The organism is Mycolicibacterium vinylchloridicum (genome assembly GCF_013404075.1).
GTDB lineage: Bacteria > Actinomycetota > Actinomycetes > Mycobacteriales > Mycobacteriaceae > Mycobacterium > Mycobacterium vinylchloridicum.
In genome coordinates this window covers 17,935-43,847 of record NZ_JACBJQ010000045.1, presented here as the reverse complement: position 1 = coordinate 43,847, position 25,913 = coordinate 17,935, and the positions used below count along the sequence as shown (strand labels likewise).

Here is a 25,913-nt window from a genome sequence, read left to right as displayed (position 1 = left end):
TTGAGGACAGGGGGTGTCGTCGGCAGCGTCAGAGGTGAATAAGAGACAGGGCGCGGCCGGGGCGGGCGCGGCCGCGCCGGCCGGGGCCGACGCCGGAGCAGCCGGGGCCGGGGTCGAGGCGGTATCCAAGCCGGGCACATTGCCGACGATGGCCTTGACCTTGTTGACCAGATCCTCGGGCGAGGCGGGGCTGATGTCCTGGCCGTTGAGCCGAATGGTCGGCGTCGCGGAGATCTTGGCCGCCGCGGCCAGCCCCTCGACCATGTCGCTGTTCTTACCGGAGTTGATGCACTGCGAAACCTTGTCGGTCGGCACGCCGGCCTGGCGGGCGGTTTCGATCAGCGCGGTGTTGTCGGGGGCATTGCCCGAACCCTCTTCGGGCTGCTGGGCGAACAGCGCGCCGTGGAACCGCAGGAAGGCCTCCTTGTCCACGTCGGCCACGCAGTAGGCCGCGTTGGCGGCGCGCGTGGAGTAGTTCTTGTTGAAGGACGAATTCAGGATGGCGACCATGTAGTAGTCGGTGGCCACAGCGCCGCTGTCGGTGAGTTTGGTGATGGTCGGACCGAACACCTTCTCGAACTCGCGGCAGTGCGGGCACTGGAAGTCCTCATACAGCGACAGGACCGCCTTGGGCTCGTCGCTGCCGTCCTTCTTGATCAGCTGGCTGGAGGCGATCCGTACGGCCTGCGCGTTGCCGTTGCCCTTGTTCTTGTCGTGACCCATCACGATGTAAAGCACCAGGCCGACGGCGAAGATGACGACGATCGCGGTCAGCCCCAGCTGGATGAACAGGTTGCGCTTGCGATCCTGGGCTTTCAGGTCGTAGCGGGGCGCGCTTTTCTTATTGGTGGCCACGGGTCGGCTGGTCCTCGCTGTCATGACTCGGTGTTGGCGCCTCCTAGAGTACCGGCGGCGCGTCCGAGCCCTTGTCATTCCCCGGGTCGCTTCGCTCCAGCCCGCCGGAAGTCATTCCCCGGGTCGCTTCGCTCCAGCCCGCCGGAAGTCATTCCCCGGGTCGCTTCGCTCCAGCCCGCCGGAAGTCATTCCCCCGGTCGCTTCGCTCCAGCCCGCCGGAAGTCATTCCCCGGGTCGCTTCGCTCCAGCCCGCGTCAGCCGCGCGCCAGGTGGGCGCGCAACGCCGAGATCATCTCCGCGTTGCACCGGCTGACCTGCCCGCCCAGCACATTCATGTTGAGGAAGGCGTGAGTCATCGGGCCCATCCGTCGCGCGTCGACCATGACGCCCGCCGCGCGCAGCTTCTCCGCATACTGTTCGCCCTCGTCGCGCAGCGGGTCGAACCCGGCAGTGACCACCAGTGCCGGCGACAACCCGGCGAGGTCGTCGGCCAGGAGCGGGGAAACCCGCGGGTCGGTGACCTCGAGGCCGGACCCGCCTACGTAGGCATCCTGAAACCAGTCCATGTTGCGCTTGGTCAGCAGGAAACCCTCGGCGAACAACGTGCGCGAGGTGCTGTTTCCCCGCAGGTCGGTGGCCGGATAGATCAGAAATTGCAGGGTGGGCAGCGGCGCACCGGCATCGCGGGCCTGCCGGGTCACCACCGCTGCGAGGCAGCCGCCTGCGCTGTCACCACCGACCGCCACCCGGTCGGGATCGGCGCCCAGCGCGGTGGCATGCTCGCGCGCCCAGAGGTAGGCGGCGTAACAGTCCTCGACGGCCGCGGGCGCCTTGTGTTCCGGGGCCAGTCGATAGTCGATGGCCAGTACGTTGATCCCCGCATCGCGGCAGATCAGCCGGCACGCCGAGTCGTGGGTTTCCAGGTCCCCGAAGACGAATCCACCGCCGTGGAAGAAGACCAGCAGCGGGGCGCCGGTGTCGCCGGCGGGACGGTAGTGGCGCGCGGGGATGTCCCCCGCCGGTCCCGGGATGGTGACGGGTTCGATGCCGGCGGCGTGGACGTCGGGCTCGTCGAGACTGGCCGTGGCTTCCCGGTTCTGCCGCCGGGTCGCGATCGGGTCACCGGGGACCGCCAGACTGCTCATGCCGACCGCCCGCTGCGCGATGAGCATCATCTGGATCGAGGGATCCAGGGTGTTGCCGTCGATCGTGATTTCCCGGCCGCCGGACAGCAGGCGCTTGAGGCCGCTCGGCAGACGCGGGATGACCAACACCCCGGCACGGCTGCTGACCGCCCGCGCCCGGGTGGCAAACCGGCTCTCTGCCATCACTGCTCCCCTCACTTGTGGTGTGGTCGGCATTGCCGCAGCGTACGGGACCTGCGCCGGCAGCGGTCTGGCAGCCTTAGGCCAGGCCGGCCGACTGACGTATCCGCAAATTTGGCTCGGTATCTGCCACGGCGCGCCGGGCCTGCTCAGACGACATTTCGATCTGGGTACTATCGTCTCCCAAGTCGGTTGACCCCGGAGCCGATGTGGCCGGGTCCTGTCCCCGACACACTTCGACTCCACAGGCAGGTGACATGACGCCGGCGGCCACAATCCCCACCGTCACGCTCAACGACGACAACACGATCCCGGTGCTTGGCCTCGGCGTCGCCGAGCTGTCCGCCGAGGAGGCCGAGAGCGCGGTGGCCAGTGCCCTGGAGGCCGGGTACCGGCTGATCGACACCACCACGGGCAATGAACAAGCCGTCGGACGCGCCATCGCCGCATCGGGCATTCCCCGCGACGAACTGGTCATCGCCACGAAGCTGGCCACCGAGGATCAGGGATTCCAGTCCTCGCAGGACGCGGTCAAGGCCAGCCTCGAACGCCTCGGCCTGGAGTATGTGGACCTCTATCTGCTGGATTGGCCGGCCGAGCAGAACGGCAAGTACATCGACGCCTGGGGCGGCGTCATGCGGTCCCGCCAGGACGGCCTGATCAAGTCGATCGGTGTCGCGAACTTCTCTCCCGAGAACCTGTCGGACATCATCGACTTGAGCTACTTTCCGCCGGTGGTCAATCAGGTCGAGCTGCATCCGCTGCTCAACCAGACCGAGCTGCGCGCGGTGCACGCCGAGCATTCGATCATCACCGGCGCGTACATCCCGCTGAGCGAAGGCACGCTGGCCGAGAATTCATCGATCGCCGAAGTGGCTGCGGCACACGGTAAATCACCGGCACAGGTGCTGATCCGCTGGAGCCTGCAGCTCGGCGCCGTCGTCATTCCCGGTTCAACCACGCCGGCGCAGATCACACAGAATGCCGACGTGTTCGACTTCGAGCTGACCGACGCCGAGATGGCGACCCTCAACGGGCTCGACGACGGGACCCGGTTCCGGCCGAACCCGACAAGCTGACCAACTAGCCGTCAAGCAGCCAGTCGTTCGGGCTGAACAGCTCGCAGTGCACGCGCCCTGGCGCGATACCCCGGGCGGTCAGCTGAGCGCGCACCGCCTGCACGAATCCCGCATTGCCGCAGAGGTAGATCTCGGCGTCGTCGGCGATCTCGACACCCTCGAGGTTCATCAGCCCCTCGCGGGTGCCGGCGCTGTCGGGCTCGACCCCCTCGGCGTACCACAGCTGCAGAGTCGCGTTGGGCAAGATGTCGACCAGTTCCCGGTGCCGCTTGCGCAACGGATGGCTGTCCTCGCTGCGGTCGGCGTGCAGAACCTGCACGGAAGCCTGGTATCCCTGCGCGACAAGATATTCCAGCAAGCCGACCATCGGAGTGATGCCGATACCGGCGGAGATCAGGACCACCGGCGCCCCGCTATGCGGTTTCGGTAGGTCGCCGAACGGCACCGTGACGTCGAGCAGATCGCCCACGCGCACGCAGCTGCGGATCCAGTTGGACACCTCGCCGGCCGGGTTGGGTCCGTCGGCGTCCACCGGCTTGACCGCGAAGGTCAGCTCGCCGGCACCCGGCGCATTCAGCAGGCTGTACTGGCGCAGCTGACGTGCACCGTCGGGCAGCGTCACGCCCACCGAAACATACTGTGCGGCACCCGTGTTGGAGTTCCCGTCACCGCGAACAGTCAGCAGGACGGCGCCGGAGGGGTCATCTTCGCGGGCGGTGACCCGCAGCCGGCGGAACACGTCGCCGTCGTCGACGCCGGCGTCGCGGTACAGCTCATGCTCCAAGCCGATCAAGGTGTCGGCCATGATCCAGTACACCCGGTCCCACGCCGCGGCGACCTCGGCGGTCACCGTGTCGGAACCCAGCACCTCGACGATCGCGGCGAACAGGTGCTCGTGCACGATCGAGTACTGGTCGGCGGTCACCCCCAGCGAGGCATGCTTGTGGCCGATGCGCGACAGCAATTCGCTCGGGTTCGGAAGATCCGGATTCACCAGGTGCGTGGCGAAGGTCGCGATCGACGCTGCCAAGGCGCGCTGCTGCGAGCCCTGAGCCTGGTTTCCGCGGTTGAACAGGGTGCGCAGAAGTTCAGGATGACGACCGAACATCCGGCGATAGAACTCTTGCGTGATCTCGTCGACGTGTGCACCGACGAGCGGCAGTGTCGCCCTGATGATCTCGGCGTGCCCGGGCTCCAGTTCCTGAACCTCGGCCGCTTCGGTGGTGGTCATCGGTGTTTCCTTTCAGTTGTGAGTTGCAGTGCTCAGTTGCAGAACGACCGGCAGCGACGTGCTGCCGACGAGATCAGCGATGGTGTAGCGGTCGAGTTCGGCATAGAACGCCTCTTTGGCGTCGGCGAGCACCCGTCGCAACCGACAGCCCGCGATCAGCGGGCACGCGGACTGCCCGGTGCAGTCGACGACTTCCCGGTCGCCTTCGAGCTGACGCACCAACCAGCCCAGCGATACCTCCCGGCCGGCGTCGGTGAGGTCCAGCCCTCCCGCCCGGCCGCGCCGGGCGCGCACCAGCCCCATTTCGGTCAGTCGGGACACCGCCTTGGCGACGTGGTTCTCCGAAGCGCCGGCGGCGGCGGCCACGGTTCTGGTGGTGACGCGCTGCTCACGTGCCTGTCCGGTGGCCAGCAGCATCATGGCCCGAAGTCCCAGGTCCGTGAAGCGTGTGAGCTGCATGAATGCGACGCTAGTTTATTGCGCATCGCCAATGCGTATTTAACGGGTGTGGGCTTGAATACTACGAATCGTGCGGTTTTTTGACCTGCGGTGACGACCGTCGCTCGGCAGAAGTCCCGCCGCGATCAGCCCTTCGGACAGGTGGCCGCGGCCTCGCGCAGTTCGTCGGCCGACCCCTGGTCCACCGGAAGCGAGTAACCGCGCAGCACGGCTGCGAACTGCACCGCGTACTGGCACCAGAACGCATGGTTGGGCGGCATCCAGGCGCCCGGCGGCTGATCACCCTTGTCCTGGTTCACCTGCCCCGCCACTGCCAGCAGGTTGGCCGGGTCGTTGGCGAACCGAATCCTGACGTCCTCCGGCCAGTCTCGCGCACCCATGTCCCACGCGTAGGCCAGCGGCACCAGATGGTCGATCTGCACTGCGGCACCGACCTGCGCACCGCGGGTGAACGGAATCGCTTCGCTCGTATACGGATCGTGCAGGACGCCGGTGGCCACCGCTTGCGGGCAACGCTTGATCGCGACATAGGTCTTGTCGACCAGATCGCGGTCGAGGATGTCGTTACGGGTATCGCAGCCGTTGTGTCCGCCCGGCGCGGAGTTGTCGTCGTCCCAGGCATCGCCGAATGCCGCGCGCCGGTAGTCGTTGCCCCGCACCCGTTGCGGGACGATCGTGATGCCGCCCAGCACATCGGTTCCGGGTGCGACGGTCGGCACGTCGGCGCGCGCGACCACCGGATCGGCATCGCCGGCCGAGGATCTCACCTGCACCGCGACGATCACCGACAGTGCGGCGATCACCGCAAGCCAGATGACCGTGCGCCGCCTCATGACTTGTCCAGATAGTCGATGCGGTCACCACCGGTGAACTGCCCGGCCAGGATCGCCATACCGCGGTTGTCGGGATCGTGTGCGTAGATCGTCTGGGCCACTTCCCGGGCGTCCACGATGACCTCGAGATGTTCGGCCAGCGACAGGAAGCGCAATGTGATCGGCCGTCCGGACTGGTTGAGCCCCAAGACATCTCCCTCGCGGCGCTCCTGCAGATCGAGGTCGGCCAGCGCGAAGCCGTCCAGGGTGCCTGCCACCGCGGTCAACCGCTCGCCCGCCTTGGATGCTGCCGGAAGCTTGGTCGCCAGCAGGCACAGGCTGGCATGCGACCCGCGCCCGATGCGGCCGCGCAGCTGGTGCAGCTGGCTGATGCCGAACCGGTCGGCGTCCATCACCACCATCACGGTCGCGTTCGGCACGTCGACGCCGACCTCGATCACGGTGGTGCACACCAGGACGTCGATATCTCCGGCCCGGAACGAGGCCATCACCGCGTCCTTTTCGTCGGCGGGCAGCCGCCCGTGCATGAGGCCCAGCCGCAGCCCCGACAGCGGCCCGTGACCGAGGTGCTTGAACAACGTCAGGACGGTCTCGGCGGGCGGTCCGTCGGATGCCGTGGCGGTCTTGTCGTCCTCGTCGATACGGGACGCCACGACATAGGCCTGCCTGCCCTCGCCAACCTCTTCGATGATCCGCTGCCACGCCCGGGCCAGCCATTGCGGCTTGTCCTTGATGAAGATCGTGTTGGTGGTGATCGGCTGGCGGCCGCGCGGAAGTTCGCGCATGGTCGAGGTTTCCAGGTCGCCGTACACCGTGAGCGCGACCGTGCGCGGGATCGGCGTCGCCGTCATCACCAGCAGATGAGGGGTCAGACCGTCGGGGGCCTTGGCGCGCAAGCGGTCTCGCTGCTCGACCCCGAACCGGTGCTGCTCGTCGACGACGACGAAACCCAGCCGGTGAAACTCCACCGACTCCTGCAGCAGCGCGTGGGTGCCGATCACGATGCCCGCCTCCCCCGCCGCCACCTCGTCGCGCACCTGCCGCTTCTGGGCCGCCGACATCGAACCGGTCAGCAGCGCCACCCGGGTCGCGGCTTCCTCACCGCCGAGCTGACCGGCCATCGCCAGCGGACCGAGCACATCGCGGATCGACCGGGCATGCTGGGCGGCAAGGACTTCCGTCGGTGCGAGCAGCGCGCACTGGTAACCGGCGTCGACCATCTGCAGCATCGCCAGCACCGACACGATCGTCTTGCCGGAGCCGACCTCGCCCTGCAGCAACCGGTTCATCGGCTTGGTCGCCGCCAATTCACCCGATACGACACCGAGCACCTCGCGCTGCCCTGCCGTCAGCTCGAATGGCAGTCGCTGCATCAACCCGGCGGCGAGTCCGCCGTCACGCCAAGGCGCCGGCGGCCCGGATTCGCCGAGCTCGCCGTGCCGGCGTTGCGCCAGCGCCCACTGCATGCCGACGGCCTCGTCGAACCGCAGTCGCGCGCGAGCGGCCTCGCGTTCCGGCTCCCGCTCGGCCACGTGAATGTCGCGCAGCGCGGTACCCTCGTCGATCAAACCACGCTGCTCCACAACGGTTTTCGGCAGCGGGTCGGCGATCGGGTCGAGCACGGCAAGCACCTGCTGTACACAGGCATAGATGTCCCAGCTCTGCAGCTTGGAGCTGGCCGGGTAGATAGGGAAGAAATCGCGCTCGAACGCCGACATCGCGAGTTCGCCGCTCTGCGACGTCGAGGTGTCCGCGATCGCCTTGAGCGACTTGCTGCCGAACACCCGGCCCTTCGGGGAGTTCAGCACCAGGAAGTCCGGATGGGTCAGCTGCATGTTGCCCTTGAAGAAACCGACCTCCCCCGACAGCATCAGCCGGACGCCTTCCACCAGATCCTTTTTCAGGTATTTCGCGTTGAAGAACGTCGCGGTGACCTTGCGTCGCCCGGTGCCCAGTGTGATCACCAGGTATTCGCGTTTGGGCTGGCGGTTGGTCCAGCGGACCTCGGCCTTGTCGATCTCGCCGACCAGGGTGATGTGCTCACCCTCCTTCGGCGGCACCTCGTCCTCGCCCCAGACCGACATCCCGTGGATGTACTTGCGCGGGTAGTGCCGCAGCAGATCGTCGACACTGCGGATGCCGAACACCTCGTCGAGTAGGCCGGCCGCCTTGCCGCCCAGGATCCCGTCGAGCCGGTCGCCGAGGCTGACCACGACTACTCCACCCCGATCAGCAGTGCATCGCCGCGGTGCCCCGTCAGATAGGTCGCGAACTCGATACCGGGATGGCGGCGGTGGACGTGTTGCGAAAGCACCTCGGCAACAGCCGGATCGGTGTCGCCACCGATCAGGACGGTCACCAGTTCACCGCCGGCCACCAGCAGCAGATCGATCAGTCCGGTGGCCGCGCCGGCCACATCGTCGGCGACCACCAGCACCTCGTCGCCGGCGATGCCGAGGCCGTCACCGGGTTCGCAGGTGCCGGCCCAGGTCAGCGCCTGCTCGGCGGCTGTACGCACCGAACCGTGCCGGGCCGCGGCCGCCGCCCTGGCCATCGAGAAGCCGTCGTCGACGGCTTGGCGGCCCGAGTCGTGGACGGCCAGAGCGGCCAGCCCCTGCACCATGGACCCGGTCGGCAACGCGACCACGTCTATCCCCCAACCGATTCCGGCCGTGCAGCCGGCGACCAATTCCTCGGCCGCCACGTAGCCATTGGGCAGCACCATCACCTGAGCTGCTCCGGTGTCGACGAGCGCGCGCACGAGCTCGCGGGCGGTGACGCCGTTGGCCGGGTCGGCCAGTGCGGCGTCCGGCCGCAGGACGCTGGCGCCTTCCTGATCGAAAAGCTCTGCGGCGCCGTCACCGTCGACGACGGCCAGCACGGCGCGATCGCGGCTCCAGCTGCCGGGGGACACCCGGGCCGGGCCGGCGCTCAGCACCGAGATCTGAATGCGGCTGACCGCACCGGCGTCCAGCCCGGCTTCCACCGCGGCACCGGCGTCGTCGGTGTGCACGTGCACCGAATAGCGATCTGCTTCTTGGGAGGCGGCGATGGCCACCGAGTCACCGAGCTGCTCCAGCCGGGTGCGTAACGGGTCGAGAGCGGCGGCGTCGCAGTCGGCGAGCAGGTACATCACCTCGAATTGGGGTGGGCATTGGATCTGGGTGCGGTGGCGACCGTGCTCGAGGCGCGGCGGGCCCGGTTCGTAGGTATCCCGATGGGGCGCATGTCCGGTGACGGTGGCGGTCAGCGCGTCGATGAGAACCAGGAACCCGCGCCCACCGGCGTCCACCACACCGGCGGCGGCCAGCGCGTCGAGCTGATCGGGTGTGCGATCCAGCGCCGCGACGCCGGCGTCGCCGCCGGCGGCCAGCGCCTCGGCCAGTCCCGCACCCTCGGCGGCGCGCTGCTGGATCGCTTCGGCGACCGACTGCAGGACCGACACGATGGTGCCGGCCACGAGCTCACCCCCCATCGACGACACCACCAGCCCGACGGCGTGCCGCAGCGCGGCCCCGAGCAGGACGGCGTCGATGTCGGCGAGCGAGCCGTCGGTGTCCTCGGCCGCCGATGCGGTCACGTCGGCCAGGGCGCGCAGGATCTGCGACAGGATCACCCCGGAGTTTCCGCGGGCACCGTGCAGCGCACCCTCGGACAGCGCCGCGGCCATCAGGCTGACATCGCCAGACCCGGCGGACTTCGCGGCCTCCAGCGCCGAGCTCATGGTGAACAGCAGGTTGGTGCCGGTGTCGGAATCGGCCACCGGGAAGACGTTGAGCCGGTTGATCTCGTCGGTGTGGGTGATCAGATCGCCGACGGCGGTGTGGGCCCAGTCGCGCAGGGCCGATGCATCCAGCCGCCGGTCCGGCATCGGCACCTCCTCACGATCCCGGCACACCACACGGCCGTGTCGCGCCAGCCTATCCAGTTCACCCGACAGTTCGACGCCAGCGGGACGCCCACCGGTGCGCTGTTACGATCGTCGCAGGTCAACGACGTTTGAACGGATGGGCCCAGCGCCGGCCCTGGCGCATTTTGGCGTTCAGTTCACCGGACGGCTATCCTGGTCAGGTTGTCGGGTCACCCGTTTCGGTCGTTGGCCCCCAGGAACACGTTCGATAGAGGAGTTCTACATGGCTGCCGTGTGCGACGTCTGCGGAAAGGGCCCCGGCTTCGGCAAGTCGGTGTCGCATTCCCATCGCCGGACCAGCCGTCGCTGGAACCCGAACATCCAGACCGTGCACGCCGTGACCCGTCCCGGCGGCAACAAGCAGCGCGTGAACGTCTGCACGTCCTGCATCAAGGCCGGCAAGGTCACCCGCGGCTGATTCGCCCCCTGCGGCCAAACCGACGTTTGGCCGCACAAGGTCGAGAAAACTCCTGCGCAACGTCGATCTCGACGTTGGTATTAAGGAAGGCGCCAGTCGATCGGCTCGGCGCCCATTCCGGTCAGCAGTTCGTTCGCGCGGCTGAACGGCCGCGAGCCGAAGAATCCCCGTGACGCCGACAGCGGCGACGGATGCGGCGACTCGATCACCATGCAATCGGCGCCCAGCATCGGCTTCAGCGTCGACGCGTCACGCCCCCACAGAATCGCCACCATCGGCTGGTCGCGGGCGACCAGTGCGCGGATGGCACATTCGGTGACCGCTTCCCACCCCTTGCCGCGGTGCGACGCCGGGGCGCCGGGCCGCACGGTGAGAACTCGGTTGAGCATCATGACGCCGCGCTGCGACCACGGTGTGAGGTCGCCGTTGGACGGCTCCGGGTAGCCGAGGTCGGCGCGGTATTCGCTGAAGATGTTGGACAGGCTGCGCGGCAGCGGCCGCACCTCAGGGGCCACCGAGAAACTCAGGCCCACCGCATGCCCCGGTGTCGGATACGGATCCTGGCCGACGATCAGCACCCGCACCTCGGCGAGCGGGAAGGTGAAGGCGCGCAGCACGTTCGGCCCGGCGGGCAGATAGCCCCGGCCGGCGGCGATCTCGGCGCGCAGGAACTGGCCCATCTGCGAGACCTGATCACTGACCGGTGCCAGCGCGCGCGCCCAGCCGTCCTCGACGAGTTCGCTCAGTGGCCGGGCGGTGGTCGTCACGAACGCCAACCTAACCCCTGCACTCAGTCGAAGGACTGCCAACCCGCCGAGCCCGCCCAAGGCCGCCCGTCAACCCGGACCTCGGGTGCGCCGTCGGCCACCGTGCCGATCACTCGCCAGCCCGGCGGCACCGCAGCGGGGAAGCACGCGACGAGCGCGTGATCTTCGCCACCGGCGAGCACCAGTGACAGCGGGTCGACACCGCCCGCCGTCGCCGCGGCGGCGACAGCCTCGACATCAGGCCCCAACCCATCGGAGCCGAGATCGATAGCCATCCCGGATCCTTCGGCGATATGTCCGAGATCGGCGAGCAACCCGTCGGACACATCGGTCATCGCCTCGGCGCCGGCTTCCGCGGCCACGATGCCCTGTCCGTAGGGTGGGCGCGGCACCACATGCCACCGGCGCAGCTCGTCGAAGCCACTAATTCCTTTGTGCCACAAAAGATATCCCGCAGCAGAGCGGCCGAGTTCTCCGGCGACAGCGACCACCGAGCCAGCCCGCGCGCCGCTGCGTAACACCGGAGCCCGTCCACCCAGATCGCCGAGTGCGGTCACCGACACCACCCACTGCGGGCTGGCGACCAGGTCCCCGCCGACGATCCCGGCGCCCAATGCCAAAGCCTCCTGCCACATTCCGTCGGCCAGTGCCTGCACCCGCGACACCGCAGTGTCCGGCGGAGCGCCGAACCCGACGACGAATGCGCTGCACCGCGCGCCCATCGACTCGATGTCGGCGGCGTTCTGCGCGATGGCCTTTCGGCCCACGTCATGCGGGGCCGACCAGTCCAGCCGGAAGTGCCGGCCCTCCACCAGCATGTCGGTGGTGACGACGACCCGCCCGTCGGGCGTGCTCACCACCGCCGCGTCGTCCCCGGGGCCGACACTCACCCCCGAGGGCTGACGGCGATCGGACACCAGCCGGTCGATCATTCCGAACTCGCCCAACTGCCGCAGGGTGGGTTCACCGGAGCCGGTCACGACGCCTCCCCTCCTGCCGCACACACTGATCGGTCCGGCAACCTGCGGTAGGTTTTCCGAGACGGCCTTCGGACACGTCAGTCTAGGGCGGCACCGCACACGGGCGAACATCGAGACGAGGAGGCGACGGGTGGTTGAGGCTTACATGCTGATCCAGACCGAGGTCGGCCGCGCCGAGGTGGTCGCCAAGCAGGTGGCAGCGGTGCCCGGTGTGCTCTCGTCGGAATCCGTGACCGGACCGTATGACGTGGTCGTGCGGGTCGGCGCAGCCAGCGACGACGAGCTTGCCGCCACCATCGTGCCCAGCATTCAGCAGATCACCGGGATCACCCGAACGCTGACCTGCCCCATCGCCGATGCCGACTGAGCCTGACCCCGTCACTACCGACGAACACACCCCGGACGGCCCACCCCGCGCCCTGCTGATCGCCGCCGTGGTGGTCGCGGTCGGCGCGATCGCCGCAGTCCTGGCAATCGCGGCCACCCGCCAGCCACCCGTCCAGCCGGTGGTGATCGCGTCGGTTCCTGCACCCAAAGCCGACTCCTCGACCTGCCGGGCCCTGCTCGACACCCTGCCCGCCAACCTCGGCGAGTTCAAACGCGTCGCCGCGGCAGACCCGGTGCCGCCAGGAGCTGCGGCATGGCGTGGCTCAGCCGACAACTTTCCGGTCATCATGCGATGCGGCATCGACCGGCCTGCCGAGTTCGTGGTCGGCTCCCCCATCCAGATGGTCGACGCCGTGCAGTGGTTCGAGATCAACGACCCCGGCATCGACCGCAGCACGTGGGTCACGGTGGACCGCCCCGTCTACGTCGCGCTCACACTGCCCAAGGAGTCCGGGCCGGCGCCCATCCAGGCGTTGTCAGATCTGATCGCGCGCACCATGCCCGCGGTTCGAATCGATCCGAACCCGGCACGCTGAGTCAGCGCAGCCCGGTGCCGCGGGCCAGCGCGGTCTCGACCATGGTGCTCACCAGTGTCGGGTAGTCGATCCCGCTGGCCGCCCACATCCGCGGATACATCGAGATCGTCGTGAACCCCGGCATCGTGTTGATCTCGTTGACCACGGGCCCGTCTTCGGTGAGGAAGAAATCCACTCGCGCCAGACCCTGGCAGTCCAGCGCAGTGAATGTCTGAATCGCCAAGCGCTGCAACTCTTCTGCTACATCGTCGTCGACCTTGGCCGGCACGTCGAGTTCGGCGCCGTCGTCGAGATACTTGGTGGCGAAGTCATAGAAGCCGTCCTCACGACCCTGGACCCCCGCAACCCGGATCTCACCGATCGCACTGGCTTGCACTGAGCCGTCCGGGAATTCGAGAACACCGCATTCGAGTTCACGGCCTTCGATGGCCGCCTCGATGATCACCTTCGGGTCGTGACGGCGGGCATCGGCGATCGCCAACGGCAGCTCGTCGGCATTGTTCACCCGGCTCACGCCGATCGACGAGCCGCCGCGCGCGGGTTTGACGAACATCGGAAAGCCCAATCGGTCGATGTCATCCAGCGTCGGCGCCATCTGCTGTGCCCGCAGCACGATGTGATCACCGATCGGTAGGCCCGCTGCGGCAAGAAGTTTCTTGGTGAACTCCTTGTCCATGCCGGCCGCGCTGGCGAACACTCCGGCTCCCACGTACGGCACGCCGGCCAACTCCAGTAGACCCTGGATGGTGCCGTCCTCGCCGTACGGGCCGTGCAGGATCGGGAAGACCACGTCGACCGACGTCAGCATCTGGCCGGGGGTCTGCCCCAGCGACACCAGCTCGCCGCGCCGCAGCGGATCGGCTGCCAAGGCCAGCGCGGTCCCCGATTCCCCGGTGACCTCCGGCAGCTTCCGATCGGTGATGGCCAGCGTCTCGGGGCTGCCGTCGGTCAGCACCCACGAGCCCTCCGGGGTGATGCCGACGGCGACGACCTCGAAGCGTTCCGGGTCGAGGTTTCTCAGGATGCTGCCCGCCGATACGCAGGAAATGGCGTGTTCGGAGCTGCGGCCGCCGTAGATGACAGCGACACGGACACGAGGCCGGTCCGACGGCAGGCGGGACGTCACAACCTAGAGAGGCTACAGCCCAGGTGTTATCGGCACGATCCGGCGCCGTGAACAGGCATTTCAGCTCTCCAACGCGGCCAAGACATCAGCGACGACGTCATCGGTGTCCTCGATACCGGCCGAGATCCGGGCAAACCCGTCCGCCACCGGGTCGCCCCAGCGGGCGCGGCGGTCCACCGAGGTGTGGATACCGCCGAAGCTGGTCGATGCCACCAGCAGCTCGCTGCGCCGCACCAGGTCGTGCACCGCGGCCGCGTCAGCGAGTTCGACGGAGACCAGTCCCCCGAACCGGCGCATCTGGGCGACGGCCACCGCATATGACGGGTCGTCGGGCAATCCCGGGTAGCGCACCGACCGGATCCTGGGGTGCCGGTGCAGGGCGGTCGCCAGGGCCAACGCGTTCTGGCACTGCCGCTCGAAGCGCAGCCCCACGCTGCCCAGGCTGCGCGACACCAGCCAGGCCTCGAACGAGCCGAGGATCGCGCCGGAGAGCAACCGCTCCCGCTCCAGGGCCGCCATCAGCTCGGGGTGACTCCCCGCGGCATAGCCGGCCAGCAGGTCGCTGTGCCCCGAGAGCGCCTTGGTGGCACTGGCCACTACCAGGTCGGCCCCCAGCGACAACGGTTGCTGCCCCAGCGGTGTGGCGGTGGTGTTGTCGACAAGCAGCCGGGCTCCCCGGCGACGGCAGATCTGCCCGAGCCTGTGTAGATCCACGACGTCCAGCGCGGGGTTCGTCGGGGTCTCGGCCAGCACCACATCGGCTTCTTCGGCGGCCTGGTAGATCTGCTCGGAGCTCACCTCCCGAATCGTGACACCAAGTGGTGCAAGGCTTTCGGTGGCGTAACGGCGCACCTGGTAGTAGCCGTCGGCCGGAACAACCAGCACCGAACCAGGTTTGGCCGTCACCCGCAGCGCTGCGGTGATGGCGGCCATCCCGGACCCGAACGTCAGCGCGGCAGCGGCATCCTCCAGCTGGGCCAGCGCCGCCTCGAGCCGGTGCCAGCTCGGATTGGAGCCGCGCCCATAGGTGTTGGCCTCACTGCCCTCGTCTTCGGAAAGATGGAACGCCGAAGCCAGAACCGGGCCGGGCCCGACCGGCTCGCCCGGAATCGGCTGAGAACTCACGGCTTTGACGGCTCGAGTGGAATCGCCATAACGATCGCTCACGTCCGGTCACTCCGGTTTGGTGCTGCGGCCCAGCAGCAGGGCCACCGCCTGCCCGACCGACAAACCCTTGTGGCAGACCTGATAGACCGCATCGGTGAGTGGCATCTCGACGTCGTAGCTCGACGCCAATGCCAGGATCGATTCGCACGATGTGACACCTTCGGCCACATGGCCACCGGCGGCCAGCTGGGCTGCCTCCATGGTGCCGCCGCGGCCGAGCCGCTCACCGAAGCTGCGATTGCGCGAATGCGGTGACGTACAGGTGGCGACCAGATCGCCGACCCCGGCCAGCCCGGCCAGCGTCGCCGGCTTGGCGCCGACGGCGATACCCAGCCGCATGATCTCGGCCAGCCCCCGGGTGATGATCGCCGCCGCGGTGTTCTCCCCGAGCCCCACCCCGGCGGCCATACCGCAGGCCAACGCGATGACGTTCTTGCACGCCCCACCGATCTCGGTACCGATCACGTCGGCGTTGGTGTACGGCCGGAAGTATCCGGTGCTCAACGCGCGCTGTAGGGCGACTGCACGGCCGGAATCGGTCGAGGCCACCACCGTCGCAGCAGGCTGTCCGTGGGCGATCTCGTCAGCCAGGTTGGGACCGGAGACGACCGCGACCTGATTGGAATCGACGCCGGTGACCTGCACGATCACCTGACTCATTCGCATGAGGCTGCCCAATTCGATGCCTTTGGCCAGGCTGACCAGGGTGGCACCGTCGGCGATCAGGCCGCGCCAGTGTTCGAGATTGGACCGCAGGCTTTGAGAGGGCACGGCGAGCAGCACGGTGGTCAGCCCGTCGAGGGCCTCGGCCGGATCGGCGGTGGCACGGATCGCGCCCGGCAGCTCGATGCCCGGTAGATAAGGAGTGTTGGCATGTGTGGCGTTGATTTCATCGGCCACCTCGGCACGGCGTGCCCACAACCGGACCTCGGAACCGGCCTCAGCCAGCACCTTGGCCAGGGCGGTTCCCCAGGCGCCGGCGCCCATCACCGCGGCAGTTCCCACCGTGCTGGTCATGGTCATTAACGTAGCCCACGCCGCGGCGAGGATCGCCGACCAGGAATGCAGCGGCCCCGGACGACGCTGGAAGGATGGTGAACATGAGCGGCGCAGCCGATGTCGGCGTGATCATCGCGGTCAAGCGCCTCGTGGCAGCCAAGACCAGACTGAGCCCGGTGTTCGAAGCCGGCACCCGCGAACGAGTCGTGCTGGCGATGCTGATCGACACCATCACCGCGGCGCGAGCGGCCAGTGCCGTCCGGTCGATCACCGTCGTGACTCCCGACGAGACGGCGGCCGCGGCCGCGCGTGATCTCGGCGCGGCGGTGCTGAGGGACACCACGCCGGCATCTGAGCCCGACCCGCTGAACGCGGCGGTCCGATTCGCCTGGACCGCCGTAAGCGAGCAAGGCGCCAATACTGTTGTACTGCAAGGGGATTTACCTGCCCTGCAGACTCACGAGCTGGCCGAGGCGCTGACGCAGGCGCGATCACATCGGCGCAGTTTCGTGGCCGACCGCCACGGCAGCGGCACCGCGGCGCTTTTCGCGTTCGGCGCGCCGCTCGACCCGCTGCTCGGCCGTGATTCGGCGCGGCGGCACCGCGACTCCGGTGCGGTCGAACTGACCGGGGCGTGGCCCGGGCTTCGCTGCGATATCGACACCATCGAGGACCTGCAATCCGCGCGACTTCTCGGTGTCGGCGCAGCGACAACCAGGGCAATCGCACATCACTGATGGTTAACAACACCTGAACGCGCTTCGACTTTCGACTGCCGAGGTCCAAGCACCCTCTCCATGGGGGATGATCGGAATTGTGACCGAGACCGAAACCGAAGCCCGATCCACGGATGACGACTGGCAGCCCGGTGAGGCGCCGGAGGCCCCGCCCGCGGCCACGGACACCGCGGTCGACAACGAGCTGCCCGAGGATCGATACCTCAATCGCGAACTGAGCTGGCTGGATTTCAATGCCCGAGTGCTGGCCCTGGCGGCCGACACCTCACTGCCCCTGCTGGAGCGGGCGAAATTCCTGGCGATCTTCGCATCCAATCTCGACGAGTTCTACATGGTTCGGGTGGCGGGGCTCAAACGCCGCGACGAGATGGGGCTCTCGGTGCGATCGGCCGACGGCCTGTCCCCGCGCGAACAGTTGCGCCGCATCGGCGAGCGCACCCGGCAGATCTCATTGCGCCAAGCCCAGGTCTTCATCGAGTCGGTGCGTCCCGCACTGGCCGAGGAGGGCATCAGCATCGTCACATGGGCCGATCTCACCGACGCCGAGCGCAGTGAACTCTCAACCTATTTCCACGAGCAAGTGTTTCCGGTCCTCACCCCGCTTGCCGTCGACCCCGCGCACCCGTTCCCGTTCGTCAGCGGCCTGAGCCTGAACCTGGCGATCACCGTGAAGTCCCCCGACGACGGCGGCGAACACTTCGCGCGTATCAAGGTTCCCGACAACGTCGACCGGTTCGTGGAACTCAAGGCCGCCAACGGCGGGAGCGACATCGTCCGGTTCCTGCCGACCGAAGAACTCATCGCAGCGTTCCTTCCGGTGTTGTTCCCGGGCATGGAGATCGTCGAGCACCACGTCTTCCGGATCACCCGCAACGCCGACATGCAGGTCGAAGAGGACCGCGACGAAGATCTGCTGCAGGCGCTGGAGCGCGAACTGGCGCGACGGCGGTTCGGATCTCCGGTGCGTCTCGAGGTCGCCGACGACATGACCGAGCACATGCTCGGGCTCCTGTTGCGCGAGCTCGACGTCCACCCCGGCGATGTGGTGCAGGTCCCAGGGCTGCTGGATCTTTCGTCACTGTGGCAGGTGTACGGCGTCGACCGGCCGACGCTGAAGGATCGTCCGTTCGTGCCCGCCACCCACCCGGCCTTCGCCGAGCGCGAGACGCCCAAGAGCATTTTTTCGACGCTCCGCGATGGTGATGTGCTGGTACACCATCCCTACGATTCGTTCTCGACGAGCGTGCAGCGCTTCATCGAGCAGGCCGCCGCCGATCCGAATGTGTTGGCCATCAAGCAGACGCTGTACCGGACTTCCGGTGACTCCCCGATCGTCAACGCGCTCATCGACGCCGCGCAGGCCGGCAAGCAGGTGGTCGCCCTCGTCGAACTGAAAGCGCGTTTCGACGAACAGGCCAACATCAAATGGGCACGCACACTGGAAGATGCCGGCGTGCACGTGGTTTACGGGTTGATCGGACTCAAGACGCACTGCAAGACGTGCCTGGTGGTGCGCCGCGAAGGTTCGACGATTCGCCGCTACTGCCATATCGGTACCGGCAACTACAACCCGAAAACCGCCCGGCTGTATGAGGACGTCGGCTTGATCACCGCGTCACCCGAAATCGGCGCCGACCTGACCGACCTGTTCAATTCGCTGACCGGATACTCGCGCAAAGTCAGCTATCGCAATCTGCTGGTGGCTCCGCATGGCGTGCGCAAAGGCATCGTCGAACGCGTCGAACGCGAGATCGAGGCACACCGCCACGGCGGCAACGGCCGGATCCGGCTCAAGGCCAATGCCCTTGTCGACGAACAGGTCATCGACGCGCTGTACCGGGCCTCGCAAGCGGGGGTGCGGGTCGAGGTCGTCGTGCGCGGCATCTGCGCACTCAAGCCGGGCGCTGCTGGCTTTTCCGAGAACATCGTCGTGCGCTCGATTCTCGGCCGATTCCTGGAACATTCGCGGATCTTCCATTTCAATGCGATCAACGAGGTCTTCATCGGCAGCGCCGACATGATGCACCGCAATCTCGATCGCCGGGTCGAAGTGCTGGCTCAAGTCAAAGATCCGCGCCTGACCGGGTATCTCGACGAGATCTTCGAGTCGGCGATGGATCCCTCCACGCGATGCTGGGAACTCGGCTCTGACGGCCACTGGACAGCCTCGCCGCAAGACGGCCGACAAGTCCGCGACCATCAAGTGTGGCTGATGGACCGTCACCGGCAGCATTAGGTGCTTTCTCCGTTGCGACCCACCAAGTCCGGTCCCACGCAGGGACCCGAATTGATCTGCGGGAGTTGAGGTGGCCAAGCGAGCGTCACGTGACAGCTCAAGGTCCAAATCGACAAAGAAGGTAGCCGCCAAGAAGGGCAAGCCGCCCCAGCGCGTCATCCTCGCCGCCGGCGCGGCACTGTGGCATCACGACCCGGCCACCGGCGAACTGCGGGTCGCGCTGATTCACCGGCCTCGCTACGACGATTGGTCGTTGCCGAAGGGCAAAGTCGACCCCGGTGAGAATGAGCCGGTTGCCGCCGTACGCGAAATCTGGGAGGAGACCGGGCAGCGCTGCCATCTGGGCCGACGGCTGATCCAGACCCACTATCAAGTGGTGCAGGGCTCCAAGATCGTTCACTACTGGGCGGCCCGGGCACTCGGTGGCGAGTTCACCCCCGGAGCCGAAGTCGACCTGCTGGAGTGGCTTCCGGTCGACGCCGCAGTGGAAAAGCTCACCTATCCTCACGACCGGGACGTGCTCAAGTCCTTCACCAAACAGCCCGCCGATACCTCGACAGTCCTGATCGTCCGGCATGGGACCGCCGGCATCAAGTCCCGCTTCAAAGGCGACGACCGCAGCCGCCCCCTGGACAAGAATGGTCGTGCACAAGCGGAGTCGCTGGTCGGGCAGCTGATGGCGTTCGGGGCCACCGAGATCTACGCCGCCGATCGGGTCCGCTGTATTCAAACGGTCGAGCCGCTGGCGCAGGAGCTCGGAGTGACGATCACCGCGGAGCCCGACCTCACCGAAGAGGCTTACGCTGCCGACCCCGACGCCGCGCACAAACGTATCTCCGAGATCGCCGCCCGCGGTGGGACACCGGTGATCTGCACACAGGGCAAGGTCATTCCCTATCTACTGGCGTGGTGGCGCGGCACCGACAAGCCCGACAAATCGCGCAACCGCAAGGGCAGCACGTGGGTGCTGTCGCTCGACGGCGATCGGATCATTGCTGCCGACTACATCGCCAGCCCACTGGCGACCAGGCCCTGACACGCAAATACGCCGCGGGCGTTGAGCCCGCGGCGTATTCGACTGGTGAAACTTAGCGACGGCCCTTCTTGGCCGGAGCCTTCTTGGCCGGAGCCTTCTTAGCAGGCGCGGCCTTCTTGGCAGGCGCGGCCTTCTTGGCCGGAGCCTTCTTAGCCGGAGCCTTCTTAGCAGGCGCGGCCTTCTTGGCCGGAGCCTTCTTAGCCGGAGCCTTCTTAGCAGGCGCGGCCTTCTTGGCCGGTGCGGCCTTCTTGGCCGGAGCCTTCTTAGCGGGCGCGGCCTTCTTGGCCGGTGCAGCCTTCTTGGCCGGTGCGGCCTTCTTGGCTGCAACCTTCTTCACGACCGCCTTGCGGACGGCCTTCTTGGCGGCAGCCTTCTTGACCGGGCCGGCGACGGCACCGCGCTTGACCGCGGGGCCTTCCGACGGAAGCTTCTGTGCACCAGAGACGACGGCCTTGAATTGAGCGCCGGGACGGAAAGCGGGAACGGAAGTCGGCTTGACTTTGACGGTTTCGCCGGTGCGCGGATTACGCGCCACACGAGCCGCACGCCGCCGCTGCTCGAAAACGCCGAAGCCGGTGATGGTCACGCTGTCGCCCTTGTGCACCGCGCGCACAATGGTGTCAACGACGTTCTCCACCGCCAGAGTTGCCTGCCGACGATCTGAGCCCAATTTCTCCGTGAGTACGTCGATGAGCTCTGCTTTGTTCATTCAATTCCTCCGAAGCCAGTGGTCCACTTTGGACCGACTGCAGAACACGGTAAACCCAAGAGCTGCAGAATTCCAAGAGCCACGCCCAATTTCAGGCACTACTTAGGAGGATTTCAGCAATCCGGTTGCCGCCCTAGGGCGGTGATTCGAGGGGGCCTGAACCCCCCTTTGGGGGCGGGAATTCGGCGTCCCGCCCCGTTCAGGAAGGTGTCGAAATGCGCGGCTTCCAGCTTGGCCGACTCGCCTCGAAGGCTTCGATTTCAGCGAGTTTCCGCAGCGTAAGGCCTATATCGTCGAGGCCTTCCAGCAGTCTCCAAGCCGTGTAATCGTCAATCGTGAACGGCACCACGGCTGTTCCCGCGGTGATATTTCGATCTTGAAGATTGACAGTGATTTCCAGCCCCGGATTCTGCTCGATGAGCTTCCAGAGAAGTTCGACATCATCTTGAGCGACTTCGGCCGCCAACAGCCCGGCCTTGCCCGCGTTGCCGCGAAAGATGTCGGCGAACCGGGACGAGATGACGACCCGGAATCCGAAGTCCATGAGCGCCCAGACCGCATGCTCGCGTGACGACCCGGTGCCGAAATCCGGTCCAGCGACCAAAACCGAACCCCGGTCGAACGGACTCAGATTGAGAATGAACGAGGGATCGGTGCGCCAAGCGGCGAACAATCCGTCCTCGAAACCTGTTCGGGTGACTCGCTTCAAATACACCGCGGGAATGATCTGGTCGGTGTCGACATTGGACCGCCGCAGCGGAACGCCGATGCCGGTGTGAGTGTGAAATGCCTCCATCGTGGTTCTCCTTAGCAGGTCTAGTTGATGAGATCGGCGGGCGAGGACAGGGTTCCGCGCACGGCCGTCGCCGCGGCGACGGCCGGCGAAACCAGATGCGTCCGGCCGCCCTTGCCCTGTCGGCCTTCGAAATTCCGGTTGGAGGTGGACGCGCAGCGTTCGCCAGGCGCAAGTTGATCGGGGTTCATGCCCAGGCACATCGAGCAGCCTGCCTGACGCCAGTCCGCGCCGGCCGCGGTGAAGATCTCGCCCAGTCCTTCGGATTCGGCCTGAGCACGCACGCGCATCGAGCCCGGCACGATCAGCATCCGCACCCCGTCGGCGACTTTGTGTCCGCGCAGCACATCGGCGACCACCCGTAGATCCTCGATGCGCCCGTTCGTGCACGAGCCGACGAACACCGCGTCGACCGCGACGTCGCGCATCGGAGTGCCCGCCCGAAGGTCCATATATGCCAACGCCTTCTCGGCGGCCTGGCGCTCGTCATCGCTGGTCATCAATTCCGGGTCGGGCACCGCCGCCGACAGCGGAACACCCTGGCCGGGGTTGGTGCCCCATGTCACAAAGGGGCTCAGTGCTGTCGCGTCGATGTAGACCTCGGTGTCGAATTCGGCGCCCTCGTCGGTCTTCAGCGCCTCCCACGACGCCACTGCCGCATCCCAATCCGCGCCGGTCGGCGCGTATGGCCGGCCGCGCAGGAATTCATAGGTGGTCTCGTCGGGGGCCACCAATCCTGCTCGGGCACCGGCCTCGATGCTCATATTGCAGATGGTCATCCGACTTTCCATCGACAGCGATTCGATGGTGCTGCCACGGTATTCGATGACGTAGCCCTGGCCGCCGCCGGTGCCGATCTTGGCGATCACCGCCAGGATGATGTCCTTGGCACTCACGCCTGGCGGCAGCGCACCCTCGACATTGACCGCCATCGTCTTGAACGGCCGCAGCGGAAGTGTCTGGGTGGCAAGCACATGCTCCACTTCGGACGTACCGATACCCATCGCGATCGCGCCGAACGCGCCATGGGTGGAGGTGTGGCTGTCGCCACACACGATCGTCATCCCAGGCTGGGTCAGACCGAGCTGAGGGCCCATCACGTGGACGATCCCCTGCTCGACATCACCCATCGGGTGAAGCCGCACGCCGAATTCGGCGCAGTTGCGCCGCAACGTCTCGACCTGCGTGCGCGAGATCGGATCGGCGATCGGCTTGTCGATGTCGACCGTCGGCACGTTGTGATCTTCAGTGGCGATCGTGAGATCGGGACGGTGCACCGGGCGGCCGGCCAGCCGCAGCCCGTCGAAGGCCTGCGGGCTGGTCACCTCGTGGATGAGATGGAGATCGATGTAGATCAGATCGGGTTCACGCGCTGCACCGCTGCCGGCACCGGCGACGACGACGTGGTCGTCCCACACCTTCTCGGGCAAGGTCCTGGGCTTGTCGGACTGAGCCATGAGTTCTCAATTCATTCAGTGATTCCCGGAACGCAAGTATGGATATCTCACATTTCGGGACGCTAGTATCTCGATATGAGACAGGATAGCGGCATCGGCGTGCTCGACAAAGCCGTGGGCGTACTGCACTCGATCGCTGATTCACCCTGCGGGCTGGCCGAACTCTGTGAGCGCACCGGGCTCCCCCGCGCCACCGCACACCGGCTCGCCGCCGGCCTCGAGACCCACCGTCTGTTGGCCCGGGACAGCGCCGGGCGCTGGCGGCTCGGACCGGCCATCAGCGAATTGGCCGCCCAGGTCAACGATCCCCTGCTGGCGGCGGGCGCGGCGGTCCTGCCGAGGCTGCGCGAGATCACCGGCGAGAGCGTGCAGCTCTACCGCCGCGAGGGCACCAGCCGGATCTGCGTGGCCGCGTTGGAACCCCCTGCCGGGCTGCGCGATACCGTGCCCGTCGGCGCCCGACTGCCGATGACGGCCGGATCGGGCGCCAAAGTGCTGCTGGCCTATAGCGACAGCAGCACCCAGCAGGCCGTGCTGCCGACCGCGAAATTCACCGAACGCACCCTGGCCGAGGTCCGCCGCCGCGGCTGGGCGCAAAGCGCCGCCGAGCGCGAACCCGGGGTGGCCAGCATCTCGGCTCCGGTGCGCGACCGCACCGGCGCGGTGATCGCAGCGGTGTCGGTGTCCGGGCCGATCGACCGGATGGGCCGTCGGCCCGGGGCGCGCTGGGCGGCCGATCTGGTGGCCGCCGCCGACGCTCTGACGCGCCGACTGTGATCCCGGCGACAAGCGCGCACGACGGCCTGACAAACTGACGCGATGGGAACCAATCAGCGCAACCAGATCGTCATGTCGGATGCCGAGATCGCCGATTTCGTGGCACGTAGTCGCACCGGCACCATGGCGACCATCGGACTCGACGGCCAGCCCCATCTCGTCGCGATGTGGTACGGCGTCCTGGACGGCGAGATCTGGGTGGAGACAAAGGCCAAGTCCCAGAAGGCGGTCAACCTGCGCCGTAACCCGCGGGTCAGCTTCCTCATCGAGGACGGGATGACCTACGACACATTGCGCGGCGTCGCGTTCGAAGGTGTGGCCGAGATCGTGGAAGATCCGGACACCATTTTCAAAGTCGGCGTCAGCGTGTGGGAGCGCTACAACGGCCCCTATACCGACGACCTCAAACCTGCCGTCGACATGATGATGAACAAGCGTGTGGCGGTGCGCATCGTGGCCAACCGCACCAGGTCATGGGATCACGGCAAGCTCGGCATGCCGCCGATGCCGCTGGCCGGGTCCACCGCACCCACCGAATAGCCGAATCAGGACGGGCGGCTGTAGCGGTCACCGCGCCACCTGAAACTGTTGACGTATTTGCCCATGTCCATGGCCAATTCGAGGTTGGCACCCGACGGGTGACCGTCCCCGTAGTCGGGCCCGAATCGGTGATACGGGCCGACCGCGGCCGCGATCAGGGCGTAGTCGTGCTTGACTGCGGCCACGACGATCACCCGCAATCGGGTGTAGGTGGCTGACGAGCTGGTCGGAAATACGTCCGCGACAACGCCGTAGCCGGGTTGGTAGCCGACCGACGCGTTGGGGATTTCGTAGTCGACGACCGCTCCCTGGTACCTGCTCTCGATGAGCTGCTGCACGACCTGCTTGGCCGTGCGATCGCCGGCGGGCTCACCGGAGAACGTCAGCGTGCCGGTATCCCCACCGGTGTACCTGAGTTCGACACCGTTCACCCCTGGTGGATCGAAGGTGGCGTCGTAGGCGGACCCCTCGCCGGGATAGGCCACCGAGAACGCGCCGTCGTCGCCACTGAACCGCGGGTTGTTCTCCACCGGGATACCGAGCGGCGGCCGGCCGCAATCCGGTGGACAGACAAAGAGTTCCGGAGCCGGGGTGATCCGTGCCGACACGATGACCCCGGCGGCGACCGCCACACCCAGGCCCGCCGCCAGCCACCCCAGCACACCGGGGTAGCTCGATTGCCCTGCGGTACCGATCGCTTCGGGCGCCCGGTGGCCTGTCGCGGCCGCGACGACGAACCGCAGAACCAGCATCGCCACTGCGGCGATCAGTAGGTGCAGCACCCCGTACCACACCGACGAGAGCGGGATGACATCTACCACGCCCATCGCGGTCACCACGATCAGCACCAGAATCAGCGCGGTGGGAACGACCGACCGATGCCAGCGAGAAGCGTTGGCGGGCTTGGTAAACCACAGGGCAATGCCGATGATGCCGCCGGTCGCCACGCCCACCAGAGGCCACGCCACACCCTCGACCAACGCCTCGACCAGGAGACTGCTCACTGAGCGGTCCGGTGCGGTGACACCCATAGCCAGTTGCGGCATGAGCAATATCGCAGTGGCGACCCCGGTGAATACCGTTGCCCCGAAAGCCCCGATCGCGAAGCCGCCGAGGGCGTCGCGCGGCGAGCGGTCCGTCAGCCGCACCACCACCGCGGGCACGATCATCGCCCACGCTTCGCTGACGGGGACTGCCACGCCGAAGAGCAGGACCTGTCTGGTATCCGCCGGCGCACCCAGCGCCACGTCGTAGGCGCCGGCAACGATCGGACCGGCGATCAGCGCCCACCCGACTGCCAACCCCAGCCCCAGAACGCCGGATACGGCCACAGCGCGCAGCCCGACCGTGCGGACATCGATCTCACGCAGATAGATGGTGAACAACAGCGGGAGCCCGCACACCGCGGTCGCAATCATCGGCGCCTGCCAGCGCAGCGCGGCGAATGCCACCAGTGCCGTGACGAATACGAGAAAGGCGAGGCGAAACCGACTGCGAGAGTGCGTGGGCAGCCCCGGGAACAACGAACTCGTCAGCGACCAGCGAAGAATGGCCAC

Annotated in this window: 25 protein-coding genes; 9 read left to right on the top strand and 16 right to left on the bottom strand. The window is 67.1% G+C overall.

Annotation, left to right across the window (positions count from 1 at the left end):
- Both HPC46_RS26710 and HPC46_RS26705 read right to left on the bottom strand, forming a co-directional pair.
- Positions 1 to 855, bottom strand: an 855-nt coding sequence (locus tag HPC46_RS26710) for a DsbA family protein (protein WP_325096780.1), incomplete at its 3' end; no start/stop codon positions are given.
- A 254-nt stretch (positions 856 to 1,109) separates the two neighbouring features.
- Positions 1,110 to 2,183: an alpha/beta hydrolase gene (locus tag HPC46_RS26705; protein WP_179475199.1), complete on the bottom strand. Its 1,074-nt coding sequence runs from the start codon at positions 2,181 to 2,183 to the stop codon at positions 1,110 to 1,112.
- Positions 2,184 to 2,437: 254 nt separating this feature from the next.
- On the opposite strand from HPC46_RS26705, the gene HPC46_RS26700 reads away from it, so the two are divergent.
- Positions 2,438 to 3,259, top strand: a complete 822-nt coding sequence (locus tag HPC46_RS26700; protein ID WP_179475198.1) for an aldo/keto reductase — start codon at positions 2,438 to 2,440, stop codon at positions 3,257 to 3,259.
- A gap of 4 nt (positions 3,260 to 3,263) precedes the next feature.
- Here the strand turns inward: HPC46_RS26700 and HPC46_RS26695 are convergent, their stop codons facing one another.
- From HPC46_RS26695 to HPC46_RS26675, 5 genes are all read right to left on the bottom strand, one after another.
- Positions 3,264 to 4,490: a globin domain-containing protein gene (locus HPC46_RS26695; protein ID WP_179475197.1), complete on the bottom strand. Its 1,227-nt coding sequence runs from the start codon at positions 4,488 to 4,490 to the stop codon at positions 3,264 to 3,266.
- A gap of 12 nt (positions 4,491 to 4,502) precedes the next feature.
- On the bottom strand, positions 4,503 to 4,949 hold the full coding sequence (locus tag HPC46_RS26690; RefSeq protein WP_179475196.1) for an RrF2 family transcriptional regulator: 447 nt from the start codon (positions 4,947 to 4,949) through the stop codon (positions 4,503 to 4,505).
- A 125-nt stretch (positions 4,950 to 5,074) separates the two neighbouring features.
- Positions 5,075 to 5,782 carry an HNH endonuclease family protein gene (locus tag HPC46_RS26685; RefSeq protein WP_179475195.1) on the bottom strand — a complete coding sequence of 236 codons (708 nt, stop codon included), beginning with the start codon at positions 5,780 to 5,782 and terminating at the stop codon, positions 5,075 to 5,077.
- Positions 5,779 to 7,995 (bottom strand): ATP-dependent DNA helicase RecG, encoded by a 2,217-nt coding sequence (recG, locus tag HPC46_RS26680; RefSeq protein WP_179475194.1) that lies wholly within the window; start codon positions 7,993 to 7,995, stop codon positions 5,779 to 5,781. Before recG ends, HPC46_RS26685 begins: the two co-directional genes overlap by 4 nt.
- A gap of 2 nt (positions 7,996 to 7,997) precedes the next feature.
- Entirely contained in the window at positions 7,998 to 9,653 is a 1,656-nt protein-coding gene (locus HPC46_RS26675; RefSeq protein ID WP_179475193.1) for a fatty acid kinase ATP-binding subunit FakA, read from the bottom strand.
- Positions 9,654 to 9,915: 262 nt separating this feature from the next.
- Between HPC46_RS26675 and rpmB the strand changes: the two genes are divergently transcribed.
- On the top strand, positions 9,916 to 10,110 hold the full coding sequence (rpmB, locus tag HPC46_RS26670; protein WP_179475192.1) for a 50S ribosomal protein L28: 195 nt from the start codon (positions 9,916 to 9,918) through the stop codon (positions 10,108 to 10,110).
- Between the two features lie 80 nt (positions 10,111 to 10,190).
- Here rpmB and HPC46_RS26665 read toward each other — a convergent pair whose 3' ends face one another.
- The gene (locus tag HPC46_RS26665) at positions 10,191 to 10,877 is read right to left on the bottom strand and encodes a uracil-DNA glycosylase (protein WP_179475191.1); all 687 of its coding nucleotides are present in this window, start codon (positions 10,875 to 10,877) and stop codon (positions 10,191 to 10,193) included.
- Between the two features lie 23 nt (positions 10,878 to 10,900).
- Positions 10,901 to 11,857, bottom strand: coding sequence for a thiamine-phosphate kinase (locus HPC46_RS26660; RefSeq protein ID WP_179475190.1), 957 nt, complete (start codon positions 11,855 to 11,857; stop codon positions 10,901 to 10,903).
- Positions 11,858 to 11,987: 130 nt separating this feature from the next.
- Here HPC46_RS26660 and HPC46_RS26655 point away from each other — a divergent pair, with 130 nt between their 5' ends.
- Both HPC46_RS26655 and HPC46_RS26650 read left to right on the top strand, forming a co-directional pair.
- Complete coding sequence (locus HPC46_RS26655) at positions 11,988 to 12,224, top strand: Lrp/AsnC ligand binding domain-containing protein (RefSeq protein ID WP_005141752.1); 237 nt, start codon at positions 11,988 to 11,990, stop codon at positions 12,222 to 12,224.
- A complete protein-coding gene (locus HPC46_RS26650; RefSeq protein ID WP_179475189.1) occupies positions 12,214 to 12,780 on the top strand; it encodes a DUF3515 domain-containing protein in 567 nt (188 codons plus the stop codon). The genes HPC46_RS26655 and HPC46_RS26650 overlap by 11 nt, the downstream gene beginning before the upstream one ends.
- Before the next feature lies 1 nt (position 12,781).
- Here the strand turns inward: HPC46_RS26650 and HPC46_RS26645 are convergent, their stop codons facing one another.
- The 3 genes from HPC46_RS26645 to HPC46_RS26635 all read right to left on the bottom strand — a co-directional run bounded on the left by HPC46_RS26645 (position 12,782) and on the right by HPC46_RS26635 (position 16,078).
- Positions 12,782 to 13,894, bottom strand: a complete 1,113-nt coding sequence (locus HPC46_RS26645; RefSeq protein WP_179475203.1) for a D-alanine--D-alanine ligase family protein — start codon at positions 13,892 to 13,894, stop codon at positions 12,782 to 12,784.
- A gap of 72 nt (positions 13,895 to 13,966) precedes the next feature.
- Positions 13,967 to 15,073, bottom strand: coding sequence for a cystathionine gamma-lyase (locus tag HPC46_RS26640; protein WP_179475188.1), 1,107 nt, complete (start codon positions 15,071 to 15,073; stop codon positions 13,967 to 13,969).
- Positions 15,074 to 15,079: 6 nt separating this feature from the next.
- The gene (locus HPC46_RS26635; protein ID WP_179475202.1) at positions 15,080 to 16,078 is read right to left on the bottom strand and encodes an NAD(P)H-dependent glycerol-3-phosphate dehydrogenase; all 999 of its coding nucleotides are present in this window, start codon (positions 16,076 to 16,078) and stop codon (positions 15,080 to 15,082) included.
- Between the two features lie 95 nt (positions 16,079 to 16,173).
- Here HPC46_RS26635 and cofC point away from each other — a divergent pair, with 95 nt between their 5' ends.
- From cofC to mutT1, 3 genes are all read left to right on the top strand, one after another.
- Positions 16,174 to 16,809, top strand: a complete 636-nt coding sequence (gene cofC, locus HPC46_RS26630) for a 2-phospho-L-lactate guanylyltransferase (RefSeq protein ID WP_179475187.1) — start codon at positions 16,174 to 16,176, stop codon at positions 16,807 to 16,809.
- Between the two features lie 67 nt (positions 16,810 to 16,876).
- Positions 16,877 to 19,045: an RNA degradosome polyphosphate kinase gene (locus tag HPC46_RS26625; RefSeq protein ID WP_179475186.1), complete on the top strand. Its 2,169-nt coding sequence runs from the start codon at positions 16,877 to 16,879 to the stop codon at positions 19,043 to 19,045.
- Between the two features lie 70 nt (positions 19,046 to 19,115).
- Complete coding sequence (gene mutT1, locus HPC46_RS26620; protein WP_179475185.1) at positions 19,116 to 20,081, top strand: 8-oxo-(d)GTP phosphatase MutT1; 966 nt, start codon at positions 19,116 to 19,118, stop codon at positions 20,079 to 20,081.
- A 52-nt stretch (positions 20,082 to 20,133) separates the two neighbouring features.
- Here mutT1 and HPC46_RS26615 read toward each other — a convergent pair whose 3' ends face one another.
- The 3 genes from HPC46_RS26615 to leuC form a co-directional block, all read right to left on the bottom strand.
- Positions 20,134 to 20,790 (bottom strand): HU family DNA-binding protein, encoded by a 657-nt coding sequence (locus HPC46_RS26615; RefSeq protein WP_179475184.1) that lies wholly within the window; start codon positions 20,788 to 20,790, stop codon positions 20,134 to 20,136.
- A 199-nt stretch (positions 20,791 to 20,989) separates the two neighbouring features.
- Positions 20,990 to 21,586 carry a 3-isopropylmalate dehydratase small subunit gene (leuD, locus tag HPC46_RS26610; RefSeq protein WP_005141739.1) on the bottom strand — a complete coding sequence of 199 codons (597 nt, stop codon included), beginning with the start codon at positions 21,584 to 21,586 and terminating at the stop codon, positions 20,990 to 20,992.
- A gap of 20 nt (positions 21,587 to 21,606) precedes the next feature.
- Entirely contained in the window at positions 21,607 to 23,040 is a 1,434-nt protein-coding gene (leuC, locus tag HPC46_RS26605) for a 3-isopropylmalate dehydratase large subunit (protein WP_179475183.1), read from the bottom strand.
- A gap of 75 nt (positions 23,041 to 23,115) precedes the next feature.
- Here leuC and HPC46_RS26600 point away from each other — a divergent pair, with 75 nt between their 5' ends.
- Both HPC46_RS26600 and HPC46_RS26595 read left to right on the top strand, forming a co-directional pair.
- Complete coding sequence (locus HPC46_RS26600; RefSeq protein ID WP_005141736.1) at positions 23,116 to 23,817, top strand: IclR family transcriptional regulator; 702 nt, start codon at positions 23,116 to 23,118, stop codon at positions 23,815 to 23,817.
- Positions 23,818 to 23,859: 42 nt separating this feature from the next.
- Complete coding sequence (locus HPC46_RS26595) at positions 23,860 to 24,357, top strand: pyridoxamine 5'-phosphate oxidase family protein (RefSeq protein ID WP_179475182.1); 498 nt, start codon at positions 23,860 to 23,862, stop codon at positions 24,355 to 24,357.
- A 5-nt stretch (positions 24,358 to 24,362) separates the two neighbouring features.
- Here HPC46_RS26595 and HPC46_RS35155 read toward each other — a convergent pair whose 3' ends face one another.
- Positions 24,363 to 25,913 (bottom strand): zinc ribbon domain-containing protein, encoded by a 1,551-nt coding sequence (locus tag HPC46_RS35155; protein ID WP_325096779.1) that lies wholly within the window; start codon positions 25,911 to 25,913, stop codon positions 24,363 to 24,365.